We start from the raw sequence: 12878 nt of genomic DNA, 5'->3' as shown, positions 1-12878 counted from the left end.
GCCCAATTCGGCGGCGCACGACTCTTTCGCTGTGCTGTCGCGCCGTGGCATGCTCACCGCCGACGCAAACATGAACGTCGTTCACATGCATGAAAGGCGGGTCGGTTCGATGGCTTCTGTGGGGAACATCAGCAGACGTGGACTGCTCGGCAGCGCGGTGGCCGTCGCCGCCGCGGCGGCGACCGGCATGACCGGTGCGGGCACCGCCCGGGCGGCCACCCAGGGCGCGCAGGGTGGTCACGCCCCGGGCGGCGTCACCCCCCTCTGGCGCGAGTTCGCCGCCGCCCCCTTCACCCACGCCCAGGTCCCGTTCATCGGCCGGGCCGGCTACCGGGGCGGCTCCGACCTCCCCCGGCACCGCAAGGTCGTCGCCAACGTCCTGCACTACGGTGCCCGACCGGACGGTTCCGCCGACGCCGCCCCCGCGATCAACCGTGCCATCGCCGCTGCCGGAGAGCGTGGCGGTGGCACGGTGCTCATTCCCGCAGGCACGTACCGCATCGACGACATCATCCGGATCGGCCACAGCGATGTGGTGGTGCGCGGTGCGGGCAGCGGACGTACGAAGCTGTACGCGACCAAGAACCTCACCGAGCTGATCGGCGTGTACGGCAGCCGCTACGGCGGCGACAAGTCCAGCTGGTCCTGGGCCGGCGGCCTCATCTGGCTCTGCCCCGAGGACCGTTGGACCTCGCTCACCGACGCCATCAAGGCGAAGGCCTGGCCCTTCGAAGGCTGGACCGGCAACAAGCGCGACGAGTGGCAGACACTGACGGCGGTCGCACCCGCCCGTCGCGGCGACCGGTCGATCACCGTCGAGTCCACGAAGCAGCTGAAGCGCGGCGGGCTCGTCCTGCTCCGCCTCGTCGACGACGCCGGCCACACCCTCCTGGAGCACATGGCGGGCGGCGGCCCCGGCCCTGAGGCGTACTACTGGGACGACAAGACCAAACTGACCTCGTACGTTCCCTACGAGTGGCCGGTCCGCATCACCGCCGTACACGGGCGCGAGGTCACCCTGGAGCGCCCGCTCCCGCTGGATGTCCGGCCCGAGTGGGACCCGCGCCTGACCACGCTCGCCACCCCGCTGACCGGCTCGGGCGTGGAGGGCCTCACCCTCGAGGCGGTCGAGACCCCGCAGTCGCAGCATCTGCTCGACAAGGGATACAACGGGGTCGCCTTCCAGTGCGCGTACGACTGCTGGGCGGACGACATCACCGTCCGCCACGTCGACAACGGCTTCGGGCTGATCGGCGCGTCCGCCTGCACCCTGCGCCGCACGCGGGTCGAGGGCCGCGGCTCCCACCACCCGTACTACTGCCGTGAGGGCTCGCACGACAACCTGATCGAGGACTTCACCATCGCTCAGCGCACCGTCCCGGCGCCCGCGGGGACGCAGTTGCACGGCATCAACGTCGAGGGGCTGTCCAGCTACAACGTCTGGTCGCGCGGCGAGATGGAGATGGGGACGTTCGACTCGCACCGCGGGATGCCGTTCGCCAACGTCCGCACCGACATCACGGTGAACAACAACGGCCGGCACGGCGGCGACGCGAGCGCGGGACCGCTCTTCGGCGCCCGCTTCACGCACTGGAACATCCGGGTCACCAACGGGCGGGCCGGCCTGATGCGGATCGACGGGCTCGCCCCGTACAGCGCGACGGTCGGCGTCAGCGAGGTGACGGAGTTCGACCAGATCGACGTCCCGGACTTCACCGGCGACCTGCACACGCGGCTGGAGGCGTACGGCACACCGGAAGCGGTGTGGCCGCCGAACCTGCACGACGCACAGCGCGCGCTGGTGCGCTGACGGGGCCCGGCGCTGCGGTCACTCTCGGGTCCGCAGCGCCGACTCGACGTCCAGCAGCGCCGATTCGAGCTGCGGCGCGACCTCGCGCCAAACCCACTCCCGCACCTCGGCGGAGGAGCGGCGGGGGACGGTCTCCACCAGCATGATCAGGTAAAGATAGCTGCGGTAGAGCGCCAGCCGCAGCCGCAGGGACGAGTCGAACACCACGGCCCCGTCCGCCGCCGACGACGCATACCCGGCGAGGAGATCCTCGTCCTTCTCCACATCCCCGAGCAGGGCGAGCGAGACGAAGTCGGCGGCCGGGTCGCCCCAGAACATCCGCTCCCCGTCGATGATCCCGCCGATCGTCCGGGCCCCCGGCTCCCCGTCGACGAGCAGATTGCCCTGCCACAGGTCGAAGTGGACGAGGGCGGGCCGGGTGACGTCGTCGAGGACGGGCGCCGCAGCGGCGAGCAGCGCGCGGATCGCGTCCGTCCGGCGCGGCAGCCGGGCGCTGTGCGTGTCCGCATCGGCGAGCACGGCGTCCGTCATGGCGGTGAACGCCTGCCCCCAGGTCGGGGCCAACGGGCCCAGCGCCCGGGCCGGATAGCCGAATCCGCCGGGCCCGGTGACGGAGTGCAGCCGCCCGACGAGCCGCCCCAGCTCATGCCTGAGCCGCCGTTCCTCGCGGTCCGCCAGGGCCGGACCGATCCCGTACCAGGGCTGCCCGGGGCAGGCCGACATGATCAGGTACGGTCCGGTCGCGGAGCCGGGATCGAGCCGGCTGTGCACGACACGAGGGACCGCGACGTCCCCCGTCGCCGCCGCTGCCGAGTAGAAGGTGACCTCGTTGACCAGGAGGTCGCGCTCGTAGCTCATCCTCGCGGTGGTCGGCGGCGGTATTTTCACCACCCAGTCCCGCCCGTCGGTGAGCGTGACGCGGGTGACGGTGTTGTACGTGCCACCGGTGAGCGGGCTGCACGCCGCGATGCGGTCCGCCCCGATCCCGATGTCGTCGAGGACGGTGGAGACGGTTGCTCGGCTCCGCATGGGCCTGCCCCTTTGCGCCGGTTGTGGACCGGATGCTCTGCGCCGACCCGGGCACCACCCGGCGTCTTCACGGCATGATCACAACGCAATTACGATCAACTCGTCTGCCCGAATTGGTTGATCGTCAAACCACAGCCGGCTCCTAGAGTTGTGTCATGAGACCTACTGTCATACGCCGCGCCGCCGTTGCCGCCTGCACGGCCTTCCTCGCTCTGGCCGCCACCTCCTGCGGAAGCTCGGATTCCGGTAGTGGGGGCGCGGACGGGACAGGCAAGGAGAGCGCCGCGGCCGAGCCCGCCGTGGCCAAGGCGCTGACCGCCGCCGAACTGGACAAGGCGGCGCTGGTCCAGGGTGACGTCAAGGGACACAGGGTCAGCAAGGCGGGCAAGGACGACGCCGTTGCCGCGTCCGCCGTCACCGTGGACGACAAGGCCTGTGACACCTTCGCCGACGCACTGCTGGGCGCCCAGGTCGGCAAGCCCGTGGCGGCCAACCAGCGCAAGGTCGTCAGCGAGCCCAAGAAGGACCAGAAGGAGAAGCAGGACAGCGCGGACGCGGAGGAGGCGTTCATCGCGGCCTTCGACATCACGACGACGATGACGTCCCTCTCCTCGTACGACGGCAACGGCGCCCAGGACACGATCGACGGGCTGCGCACCGCGGCCACCGCGTGCTCCGGCGGCTTCGGCCTCACCGTGGCCGGCGACAAGCAGAAGGTCGTCAAGATCGAGGAGGAGGAGGTCTCGGGCGGCGAGGAGGCCGCTGCCTGGACGGTCACGGTTGAACAGGGCGGCGAGAAGGCCCCGTTCAAGCTCGTGGTCGTGCGCCAGGGCGCCACGATCGCCTCGTTCACATCGCTCAACCTGGCGGCGTCCGGCACGGGCAAGGACTACGAGCTGCCGACCGCGGTGGTCGACGCACAGCTCGCGAAGCTGGCCTGATCGGCGGGGTTCGTCCGGGCGAACGGCCCTGGGGCGAACGGCCTCAGGGAAGCGGGACGAGCCGCACCACGGTGACCGTGAGAACGGACCCGGAGACGTAATAGAGCACGATGGCCCCGAGGACCGTCGCCTCGCGCCGGTCGTGCTCACTCTTGACGGCCGACGACCCGTGCCCGTACGGGTCGCGCCCCAAGGTCCGCGCCATCTCGTCGCGGAACGTACCGCTCTCCCGCATCTTGGCCAGGGTGTCGTCGGCGGGCGGGGCGTAGGAGATGCGGAAATTCAAGAGACGCTCCGCCTCTCCGCCTCGTCCTGCGCCAGCCGGTCCAGGATCCGTTCGGCCTCGGGATCGGGCACGGCCTCCAGCATCCAGTGCCGCATGACCGCCTGGATCTCGTGCACCCCGGCCCCGTTGATGGCGTGGTCGAACTCCTCGCGTCTGTCCTCGGGGAGCGTGGCACGGATGTCCGGGATGCTGTTGGGCACGTCGACCTCGGTGCCGCCGACGAAGGTCTTCAGAGGCTCACCCATGTTCGTTCTCCCGATCTCTCAACGCGCGCGCACCAATCTAAGGGCTGTCCCGTAATCCCTGGTGGATCAGCGCGCGGCGTCGGATGCGGTGCATCGCAAGGCGGAGGGGTGTCCTCATACCGGTCGTATTCGGGCGTTCCGATGACCCGGCGAGGTGCCGTAGCAGTCGTCGTGCGCCCGCCAGGGATTGCGGGACGGCCTTAGGGGCTGTAACTCCCTTCAGTGCGACAGGGAACGGTCACGTCGGCATGGACGCGGAGCCAAGCAACGGTGGACTCGGCGCGAACGACGTCCCCGCAGCGCTTCCGGCAAGGGGCGCCGGACGGCTCGGGCGTCAAGAGTCCTGGCTCGCCCGTCGCCACACCGTCATGTCCGCGGTCACAAAGGCGCTGTCCGGCATCGCGGTCGCCTTCGTCACGATCACGAGCAGCGCGATGTCCCCGTTGCGGTGCCGGACGCAGATCTCGCTGCCGGACGCCGCCGCGGCGAGCGGGAGGCGATGGGCCGTTTGACCGGTGGTGAGGAGGCGGCATTCGTCGACGCCCGCGACCGGGTCGCCGAAGACCATGGTGAACACGCTGGTGTCGCTCTCCAGCGTGCAGCTGACCTCCTTCGCGCAGGTGAAACGGATGTCCCCCGCGCGGTCCTTGCGCTGGGTCGGTCTCTTGAAGCTCAGTGAGTTCTTCGCGTCCAGCCACTGCTGGGAGTAGGGCTCGCCCTGCGTCGACTCGGGTGCGGTCGCGGAGGGTTGGGCTGCTCCCGACGCGGCGCCCGGCCCCTTGGCCGTCCCCTCGCCGTCGGCCCCCGACTTCGCCCCAGGGGCGGACGGGGAAGGGGAGGTCGACGCCTTCACGGTCGTCCCCGGACGAGCCCCCGCCGCCGAGCCCGTACCCCCCGAGCCGCCATGATCCCGGCCACGGAGCGCGCCCGTCGCGTCCATGACCGTCCACGCCAGGACCGTGAGCACCAGCACGACCGCCGTCCCGGCCGCGCCCACAGCCAGTCTGGTCCCACGTCTTCGTGACGGCGCCCTGCCCGGGTCCGTCGGCGCCGCCCATGGATCCTGCACCTGCTGCGGCCCGGTGGCGACCAGCGGCAGCGTGTGTGCCGGTGCGGGATCGGGCACCGGCGGCGGCACCGTCACCTCCGGTCCCGTGACCTCTCGCCAGACGGTCGGCCCCGCGCCCGCGTCGGCATCCTCGCCCAGCTGCTCCCGGCACCACTCCACGACCTCCGCCAGGGTGGCCCGCTCCGCCGGGTCGGCGGCCAGGCAGCGGGCGATCAGCGGGCGGAGCCGAGTGGGCAGCAGGGACAGATCGGGCTCGGAGTGCACGATCCGGTACAGCACGCTGACCGCGGGACCTTCCCCGTACAGCGGCTCACCGAGCGCCGCGAACGCCGCGGTCTGGCCGAGCGCGAACACGTCGGTCGCCGCCGTGACCGCGCCCCCGGACGCCTGCTCGGGAGCCATGAACTGGGGTGTGCCGATGGTGGACCCCGTGGCGGTGTACGAACTGACGCCCGTAGCCAGCGATATGCCGAAGTCGATCACGCGCGGTCCGTCGGACGCGAGCAGGACGTTCGACGGCTTCAGGTCGCGGTGTACGATCCCCGCTCCGTGGATGGCCTGGAGAGCCTCGGCGACTCCGGCCATCAGCCACAGCACCGCGGGCACCGGCAGCGCCCCGCCCCGTCCGACAGCCTCCGCCAGTGAGGGTCCGGGTACGTACAGCGTGGCCAGCCAGGGCGGTGCGCCGTCCGCGTCCCCGTCGATCAGCTCCGCGGTGTACGCGCCCCTGACCCGCCGGGCGGCCTCCATCTCCCGGCGGAAACGCCGCCGGAAGGCGGGGTCGTCGGCAAGTTCGGGCCGGACGACCTTGATCGCCAACGGTCGGCCGCCCTGCGTGTGCGACAGATAGACCCGCCCCATGCCGCCTGCGCCGAGCCGCGCGGCCAGACGGTAACCGGCCACCACAGGCGGATCGTCCGCCTGCAGCGGCTGGAACACCCCGGGCGCATCGCACATCGCCATTCGTCCCCCTGATCCCCTGGTCAGCAAGTGAGTTACTGCTGACCGACGAGCAGCAGCCTAAGGGCTGTCCCGTTATCCCTGGCGGGCGCACGACGACAGCTACGGCACCTCGCTGCGTTGTCGGAACGCCCGAATACGTCCAGTATGAGCACGCCCCTCCGCCTTGCGATGCACCGCATCCGACGCCGCGCGCTGATCCACCAGGGATTACGGGACAGCCCTTAGTACTCCAGCGAAACCCGCAGGTCAGGCAGCGAAATCCTGCTGGAGTACTAGTGCAACTACTCGTCGCCCGGCGAGTCCGTTGATGCCAATCTCCCAAGCCACCTGACTCCAGCGAAGATTCCTACGGCGATCAGCGCGACGACCAAGCCGATCGCGACCTTTGACCCGGTGTCCATCGTTCCGTACATGAATGCTCTCCCTGATCACATTGAACGGCTAACCATCGAGGCCCGGTGGTTAGTTTTCTGAACTTTCACCCTCACCTGTCCGAACGGTGAGGATGTCGCCGGGTTGGCACTCCAATACCTCACAAATGCGCGTGAGCGTACTGAAGCGGATCGCTTTTGCGCGACCGTTCTTGAGTACAGACAGGTTGACATTTGTCACGCCAACCCGAGCGGCAAGTTCGGTCAACGTCATTCCACGACGCTGAAGAAGCTTGTCGAGATGAACAACGACAGCATGGCCGTCGCCTTCTTCGGGGGCCATTAGACGAGTCCTTCGAGGTCTTCTCGCATCCTGGAGCCGGCACGAGTGATCCGGGCGAAAGTGAGTAGACCAAGACCAGTAAATATGGCCAGATAAGGCGCGTTCCAGACCTGAAGCCAGGAGACGGCTGTGAGATCCACGCCGCGGGCAAGTGACGCCAGGAGGGCCGCCTGCGAAACGGCAGCGATGGTCGCAGCAGCGACGCTGCCCGCGAGGAGCCACCACCCCAGCAGTCTCAGCCGGGTGGCGGTCTGAAGAGTGTGCACTCCGTCGCGTGACGCGCCGCGGAGCAGCAGGTTGAGGAGCAAGAGGCTCCCAACACCCAAGGCAAGTGACGCCAGAGGGCTGAGGCCGGCCAGGACGTTCTGCGCGGTGGTTGCGCTCTCTGCGCAGTAGCGTGGAACGGAGCCGACGCTGGCGCCCGGTTCAGGGGTGAAGTCTCGTGCCGCGTACGAGCTGTTGGAGGACCAGTCTGTGATGCAAACACTGCCGGCACCCCAGCCGTGGACCGTGGAGAGGATGAATGCGGCGACCATCAGAGCCACGAGTAGACGCAGGGTCACCGAGACCACGGTGGCGATGGGTTCGAGCAGCTTCTGGTCCTGCATCACAGCACCTACCTCACTTATCGATTAACATTGTTATCGAAAAACGATACACGAGCAGGGGTGGCGATGGAACCCCCAGATCAACGCGGTCGGGGGTGGTGCGGACGGCGCGCACCGTCTGCACCACCCCCGACTTGGAGACGCGGTACGGACTGCTACTTCAGGTAGCCGCCGACGAAGCCGCGGTAGTCGCCCCACACCCGCTCGCGCGCAGACCAGGAGCCGAGGCCACCCTTCCAGGTGGCCGTCCAAACGGTCTCCGACTGAGCATTGTCGGCGGGCGGCGAGGAGATCCACTCGGACACCGCAGTGTTGGAGAACGAGGCGGCCGGGACGTAGTTGTAGTGCGAGGCACTACCGGGGTAGACCTTGGTCGTGTCAGTACCGTTGACCTGGTAGTTGGTGCGGATGGTGACCTTGGTGACGCGAATACCGAAAACCGTGTCGTAGACCGAGTACGAGGCCCACATGTCCCTGTAGGAGGCTGCGGCCGCCATGACGGTGTTCTTCTGGGCTTGCGGTGCTAGCGGTGCGGCCTCTCCGGTCTCGGTCACGGTCTCGACCGCGTGTCCCGCGCCGAGCATCTTCGTGGACGATCCCTCCGTGGGTGGCAGGTCGGCCGCCTCGTCTCCCAGCTCGCTAACCGCCTGGGTGTACGCCTGGGTCGTATTCGAGTCACTGATCAGCGTGAGGAATCTGAACTGATCCTCAAACGAGAGTGCCTTGAACTGCGTGGCGATGTCGGCAGCCTCGGCGTCGCCCGCAAGCGCCCTGCCATCCAGGTAGGCGACATAGTTCGCGGCAGTGGTAGTGGGCCCCGGAGGCTGCACGCCCCCGTCGGCGGCGGCGGAGGCCTGGCCCGGCAGGGCCACCAGTGCGAGGCCGGCCACCGTGGCGGCAACCACGCCAGTGATACCGGCCCGCACGGACTTCCGGTTAGAGATCTTCTGACTAAGCATTGGAGAGACTCCTCTTGATTGAAATGAATGACGCTTATCCGCGATGCAACTAATTCACGTAGCGAGTGGGTGGCCAGGGTTCCTGACGTAATCCTCAGCATCTGAATCTAAGATCCATTTGGGCATCATTTAGCCCTGCTACAGAAACCTAGATTTCTGAGAACTCGATCAGAAATCCTCGCCCTTGCGATTTCTTCCCTGTTCCTTCTTGCTGCCCTAAGCATTCCGCTAGGGCCGCCTGTCCGGCAATTAGACTTTCGGTATAACCGGATCGGCGATGATGCAGGAGCCAAGACGGTCGAAATCGCCCATTTCCGTAGATGCGACAGCGCACGGGCACGGATTCAGATAGGAAACGGCGGTGACGGCAGCGGCTGTTCGGCTTTCCAGTCCCAGTTTCAGGAGGATGCGCCCGACATGAGCCTTAACGGTTCCCTCGGCAACGCCGAGACGTCGAGAGATCGCGTGATTCGTTCCGCCTGTTGCGAGCAGGAGGAGAACTTGGTGTTCGCGCTCCGACAACTGGGGGATTCGGCGGGCAGCCGGCCTCAGGTCAGGGAAGCCCTGTATCGGACCTGCCTGCACATAACTGACATCTCCATGCATGGCAATTCGCAATCGGTCGATGCGGATCGGTAACTGTCTTGCGCACTGGAGTGGGTCGTTGCTCTGCGGACGGAGGAAGACACGTCCGAACTCTCCTGCGGATTGGATCCCTCTGATGCCGCTGCCCTTACCGAGCTGCTCGGTGCGCGGGACACGAGTCAGCTGGTCATCTGCGCAGCTGTCTGCCGATGAGGCAGTGGCGGGATGATGGCGCGGAAGGCCGAGATCGACAGCTGTTCTGCGGGGCTAGTTACGAGTACGGGACGGGATTCCGGCGGCTGATGCTCGCCTGGGCAGCCAGCAGGGTTATCCCCAATCGAAATCGTGGGAATGTGCCGGTATTTCGTCGCCAGCCCCGGTTTCCGCAGCGGCGGCCGGCGGGGGCGGGGTGGTCTCCGCTATGACGGGAACGGCGGTGATGAGGAAGGCTCCGACAACGGCGGCGGCGACCGCGGCGGCCTTGGCGAAACGGATGGCATTCATGGTGAGTGACCTTTCTGGGCCATGAGCAGTAAGGGGGACTTCGCCGGCCTCAGGTCCCGCGGTGGCCTGATCTCCGGTGGTGCCGACTGAGCTTGTCGCCCTGCTGGCAACAACTACTTTCGTCGTAGGTCAGACCCCATGGAAGGGTTCTCTGGTGGACCCAACGGGCCATGGACCAATGGGGCCAGCAGCGGCGCTTCGGCCCGCACGAGCGTCCACGTGGACAGCGACGGCTCCTGCCGCAGTGCGCGGTGACAGACTGCGGCTACGCGCTCTTCGGCCTGGTGCAGCGAGTCGGCCAGTACGTAGACACCGACGACGGGGTGGGGGGCGGCGCCGGGGTGGGCGGTGACGTGCTCGACCTGTTCCTGGCTCAGTGCCCATGCGTGGATGAGCTCCGCCGTTTGGTCGGCGAGCACGGCTCCCGCAGGGCCCTTGAGATGAGCATGGATGAGATACATGGTCCCAGGATTCCAACTGGGGCGAACTACTTACCACTTGATCAAGCTGGACTATTGGGGCCTTGGACTGAAGCGGCCACGTTTGCCGATCATCCTCTTGGCATTTACAAGATCCATGAAATTATCGCCGTCCACACCTTGAGGGGGGCCTCTTGCTGACCACGCTTGGACTCGACCAGGAGACAGAAACCCTTTATCGGGCCATGCTCACGTATCCGGCCGAGGGCGTCGCCGCACTGTGCGAGCGACTCGGCATGCCTGAGGAATCAGTCCGTGGCGGCCTCGACCGTCTGAGCGAACTAGCTTTGGTCAGGCCCTCGCAGGAAGAGCCCGGACAGATCAGAGCGGTCAGCCCCGAAATCGGCATGGAGATACTGCTGGCTCGCCAGCAGGCCGAGCTGGCTGCGCAGCAGCAACGCATCGAAGCCTCCCGGGCTGCCGCGGCCCGGCTCATCGCAGAGTGCGCGGACCTCAGACCGTCTGCAGCACATCCAGGCGTTGAGCACCTGGTCGGCCTCAACCACATCCGCGACCGGCTGAACCTGCTCGAGCGCGAAGTGCGCGAGGAAGTAATGATCTTCTCGCCCCAGAGCGAGCACATTGTTGCGGGACTCGAGCAGGCTCGGCCGCGCGACGAGGCGCTGCTTCGGCGGGGTGTGCGGATGCGGACCATCTATCTGGACAGTGTTCGCAACTGCCCGCCCATCGTGGAGTACGCGGAGTGGCTTACCTCGCTGGGCCGAGAAGCGCGAACCGTCGCTACCCTGCCCACTCGAATGATCATCATGGACCGGGCTGCCGCTGTTATTCCGGTCAACGGAGACGACACCGCTGCAGCGGCTGTCGTGCTCAGCGGCCACGGAACCCTGATCGCCCTCTGCGCGCTCTTCGAGAGCGTGTGGGCGAGCGCAACTCCACTGGGGGCAACCGCACCTCGCGATAAGCACGACCTGACCGACACGGAGTCCACGACGCTGAAGCTGCTCGCCGAGGGACACACGGATGAGGCCATCGCCAAGCGCCTTGGTGTCTCACACCGGACTGCCCGCCGCATCGCCACCACCTTGATGGAGCGGCTCGGTGCTCGAAGCCGCTTCGAAGCCGGAGTGAAGGCTGTACGACTCGGCTGGCTCTAGTACTCCAGCAGGATTTCGCTGCCTGACCTGCGGATTTCGCTGGGCGGCCGGGATGTAGTTGGCTGGTGGGTGGTCAGGGGCGGTCTCACGGAGACCGCCCCTCGAACGTGTGCCGCCGCCGCTGGTACGGGCAGCGACCAGGAACCCTCCCGGTGTGCGGCAGCAGGATCTCGTCGCTGCCTCCAGTCGAACCGCTCGTCCACCCCGTGGGCCACCGGCATGAGTTCGGCAAGTGCCGCCACCGCGTCTCTCCCGCGCATGTCCCACCCTTCATCCCGCCACCCGCACCGCGCGACGTGTCGTATCTGAGGTTCAACTTACGAGCACCACCCCTGGGTTCAACTTACGAGCACCACCCCTGCGACGAATCTCTGGGGCGCTGCCTCCGGTGCCTCGGCAAGACCCGAAGGAAACGGCCTAGCCCAGACACCAGCCGCAACCCTCCGCTCCTGACCCCGAGCAGGTCCCGTCCCTCCCCGGCGCTACGCTCCGGTTGATCAACGAACCGGGGAGGGGACATGGCCGATGGCCGGGAAGCGACGGACGCCGTCGCGGAGAGACCGGTGGAGCTGGCCTACCGGCACACCGTTGACGACCTCGCGGCAGCGATCCGCACCCGGGCGAAGACCACCAGGGCGGGCCTTTTCCGGCGCCAACTGCGGATCTTCACGCTGGTGGTCACGGCCGTCGGATTCCTGCTCTCGACGCTCGGAGACGGCCACCGTGACACACCGTGGCAGCTGTACCTGGCGCTGGCGTTCGTTGCCTTCATGACCGCCGTGCCGCGGCTGCAGGCCCGCCAGCTCCACCGGCTCAGCGAGCGGCAGGGCGATTTCCGCGTCGTCGTCGACGAGACCGGGATCCGCCTCACCACCGCCCACAGCTCGGGCACTCTCGACTGGCACCTGTACCCGCGCTATGCCGAGACCCCGGAGCTGTTCGTGCTGCTCAGCGCCGACAAGTCCGCCGTCGGCGTCGTCGTCCTGCCCAAGCGCGGCCTGAGCAGCCCGGAGGACGCGGGCCGGCTGCGGGCGATCCTCGATCGGCACCTCGTACGCTCGGATGCCGCTGCGGCGCCGGACGCCGATAGGACGCCGAGCCGGGGCCGGGCCGTCCGGCGCGGAGCGGGCGTCGTCGGGCTGCTGCTCCTCGGGCTGGTCCTGTTCTTCTTCGCCTACGCCGCCGTCCAGAAGTCCGCGGACCCAGATGCCTTCCCCGGGCTCCAGCACAACAACGCGCCGGTCTCTGCCATCGCCCTGATCCTGGGGGTGCCTGCCGTCGTCGGCGGATGGTGGGCCGTACGGCGGATGAAGGTGATGCGGATCGTGACCGCCGTGCTCGCCGCAGCCGTGCTGCTGGTCGGCGGCGCCGCCCTCTACCGCATCGGGCCGATGCTGCACTGCTGGGGCTCAGACCGGATCACCCAGGGCCCCGACGGCGACTACGCCTGCTACGACTTCTGAGCGGGCGGGCCCGGGGCTCACTCCTCTTCGGCACCTGCGGCGCAGTCGCCGCAGGTGCCGAAGAGCTCGATGAAGTAGGGAAAGTTCTACCGCGCGCACAATGAC

13 protein-coding genes and 1 pseudogene are annotated in these 12878 nt (G+C 67.8%); 4 read left to right on the top strand and 10 right to left on the bottom strand.

Going from position 1 to position 12878, the window contains the following annotated elements; translation table 11 throughout:
* The first annotated feature begins 109 nt into the window (after nucleotides 1-109).
* Nucleotides 110-1810: a glycosyl hydrolase family 28-related protein gene (locus ACFYP5_RS28700; RefSeq protein ID WP_389041424.1), complete on the top strand. Its 1701-nt coding sequence runs from the start codon at nucleotides 110-112 to the stop codon at nucleotides 1808-1810.
* 18 nt (nucleotides 1811-1828) lie between these two features.
* Here the strand turns inward: ACFYP5_RS28700 and ACFYP5_RS28695 are convergent, their stop codons facing one another.
* The gene (locus ACFYP5_RS28695) at nucleotides 1829-2839 is read right to left on the bottom strand and encodes a phosphotransferase family protein (RefSeq protein ID WP_389041422.1); all 1011 of its coding nucleotides are present in this window, start codon (nucleotides 2837-2839) and stop codon (nucleotides 1829-1831) included.
* Nucleotides 2840-2994: 155 nt separating this feature from the next.
* Between ACFYP5_RS28695 and ACFYP5_RS28690 the strand changes: the two genes are divergently transcribed.
* A complete protein-coding gene (locus tag ACFYP5_RS28690; protein WP_389041421.1) occupies nucleotides 2995-3780 on the top strand; it encodes a hypothetical protein in 786 nt (261 codons plus the stop codon).
* 43 nt (nucleotides 3781-3823) lie between these two features.
* On the opposite strand, the gene ACFYP5_RS28685 is transcribed toward ACFYP5_RS28690, so the two are convergent.
* The 9 genes and pseudogenes from ACFYP5_RS28685 to ACFYP5_RS28645 form a co-directional block, all read right to left on the bottom strand.
* The gene (locus tag ACFYP5_RS28685) at nucleotides 3824-4066 is read right to left on the bottom strand and encodes a hypothetical protein (protein ID WP_389041419.1); all 243 of its coding nucleotides are present in this window, start codon (nucleotides 4064-4066) and stop codon (nucleotides 3824-3826) included.
* A complete protein-coding gene (locus ACFYP5_RS28680; RefSeq protein WP_389041417.1) occupies nucleotides 4063-4311 on the bottom strand; it encodes a hypothetical protein in 249 nt (82 codons plus the stop codon). The genes ACFYP5_RS28685 and ACFYP5_RS28680 overlap by 4 nt, the downstream gene beginning before the upstream one ends.
* A gap of 334 nt (nucleotides 4312-4645) precedes the next feature.
* On the bottom strand, nucleotides 4646-6337 hold the full coding sequence (locus ACFYP5_RS28675) for a serine/threonine-protein kinase (protein WP_389041415.1): 1692 nt from the start codon (nucleotides 6335-6337) through the stop codon (nucleotides 4646-4648).
* A 468-nt stretch (nucleotides 6338-6805) separates the two neighbouring features.
* Nucleotides 6806-7057 carry a helix-turn-helix domain-containing protein gene (locus ACFYP5_RS28670; protein WP_389041413.1) on the bottom strand — a complete coding sequence of 84 codons (252 nt, stop codon included), beginning with the start codon at nucleotides 7055-7057 and terminating at the stop codon, nucleotides 6806-6808.
* Nucleotides 7057-7665, bottom strand: a complete 609-nt coding sequence (locus tag ACFYP5_RS28665) for a hypothetical protein (protein ID WP_389041411.1) — start codon at nucleotides 7663-7665, stop codon at nucleotides 7057-7059. Before ACFYP5_RS28665 ends, ACFYP5_RS28670 begins: the two co-directional genes overlap by 1 nt.
* Nucleotides 7666-7820: 155 nt before the next feature.
* On the bottom strand, nucleotides 7821-8624 hold the full coding sequence (locus tag ACFYP5_RS28660) for a hypothetical protein (RefSeq protein WP_389041409.1): 804 nt from the start codon (nucleotides 8622-8624) through the stop codon (nucleotides 7821-7823).
* A 357-nt stretch (nucleotides 8625-8981) separates the two neighbouring features.
* Nucleotides 8982-9149 (bottom strand): annotated as a pseudogene (locus ACFYP5_RS28655) (response regulator transcription factor); the annotation flags it as partial.
* A 387-nt stretch (nucleotides 9150-9536) separates the two neighbouring features.
* Complete coding sequence (locus ACFYP5_RS28650) at nucleotides 9537-9713, bottom strand: hypothetical protein (protein ID WP_389041407.1); 177 nt, start codon at nucleotides 9711-9713, stop codon at nucleotides 9537-9539.
* Between the two features lie 113 nt (nucleotides 9714-9826).
* A complete protein-coding gene (locus ACFYP5_RS28645) occupies nucleotides 9827-10174 on the bottom strand; it encodes a hypothetical protein (protein ID WP_389041405.1) in 348 nt (115 codons plus the stop codon).
* Between the two features lie 152 nt (nucleotides 10175-10326).
* On the opposite strand from ACFYP5_RS28645, the gene ACFYP5_RS28640 reads away from it, so the two are divergent.
* Nucleotides 10327-11310 carry a LuxR C-terminal-related transcriptional regulator gene (locus tag ACFYP5_RS28640; RefSeq protein WP_389041403.1) on the top strand — a complete coding sequence of 328 codons (984 nt, stop codon included), beginning with the start codon at nucleotides 10327-10329 and terminating at the stop codon, nucleotides 11308-11310.
* Between the two features lie 518 nt (nucleotides 11311-11828).
* The gene (locus ACFYP5_RS28635) at nucleotides 11829-12773 is read left to right on the top strand and encodes a YcxB family protein (RefSeq protein ID WP_389041401.1); all 945 of its coding nucleotides are present in this window, start codon (nucleotides 11829-11831) and stop codon (nucleotides 12771-12773) included.
* Nucleotides 12774-12878 lie beyond the last annotated feature (105 nt).

The organism is Streptomyces sp. NPDC005262 (genome assembly GCF_042872425.1).
Taxonomy (GTDB): domain Bacteria; phylum Actinomycetota; class Actinomycetes; order Streptomycetales; family Streptomycetaceae; genus Streptomyces.
This window is presented reverse-complemented; position numbering and strand designations above follow the sequence as displayed.

What these genes read in the sequence shown, in the direction of transcription:
- ACFYP5_RS28700 (WP_389041424.1), top strand. Translation starts at nt 110, where the DNA reads ATGGCTTCTGTGGGGAACATCAGCAGACGTGGACTGCTCGGCAGCGCG.
- ACFYP5_RS28695 (WP_389041422.1), bottom strand. Translation starts at nt 2,839, where the DNA reads ATGCGGAGCCGAGCAACCGTCTCCACCGTCCTCGACGACATCGGGATC.
- ACFYP5_RS28690 (WP_389041421.1), top strand. Translation starts at nt 2,995, where the DNA reads ATGAGACCTACTGTCATACGCCGCGCCGCCGTTGCCGCCTGCACGGCC.
- ACFYP5_RS28680 (WP_389041417.1), bottom strand. Translation starts at nt 4,311, where the DNA reads ATGGGTGAGCCTCTGAAGACCTTCGTCGGCGGCACCGAGGTCGACGTG.
- ACFYP5_RS28675 (WP_389041415.1), bottom strand. Translation starts at nt 6,337, where the DNA reads ATGTGCGATGCGCCCGGGGTGTTCCAGCCGCTGCAGGCGGACGATCCG.
- ACFYP5_RS28670 (WP_389041413.1), bottom strand. Translation starts at nt 7,057, where the DNA reads ATGGCCCCCGAAGAAGGCGACGGCCATGCTGTCGTTGTTCATCTCGAC.
- ACFYP5_RS28665 (WP_389041411.1), bottom strand. Translation starts at nt 7,665, where the DNA reads ATGCAGGACCAGAAGCTGCTCGAACCCATCGCCACCGTGGTCTCGGTG.
- ACFYP5_RS28660 (WP_389041409.1), bottom strand. Translation starts at nt 8,624, where the DNA reads ATGCTTAGTCAGAAGATCTCTAACCGGAAGTCCGTGCGGGCCGGTATC.
- ACFYP5_RS28650 (WP_389041407.1), bottom strand. Translation starts at nt 9,713, where the DNA reads ATGAATGCCATCCGTTTCGCCAAGGCCGCCGCGGTCGCCGCCGCCGTT.
- ACFYP5_RS28645 (WP_389041405.1), bottom strand. Translation starts at nt 10,174, where the DNA reads ATGTATCTCATCCATGCTCATCTCAAGGGCCCTGCGGGAGCCGTGCTC.
- ACFYP5_RS28635 (WP_389041401.1), top strand. Translation starts at nt 11,829, where the DNA reads ATGGCCGATGGCCGGGAAGCGACGGACGCCGTCGCGGAGAGACCGGTG.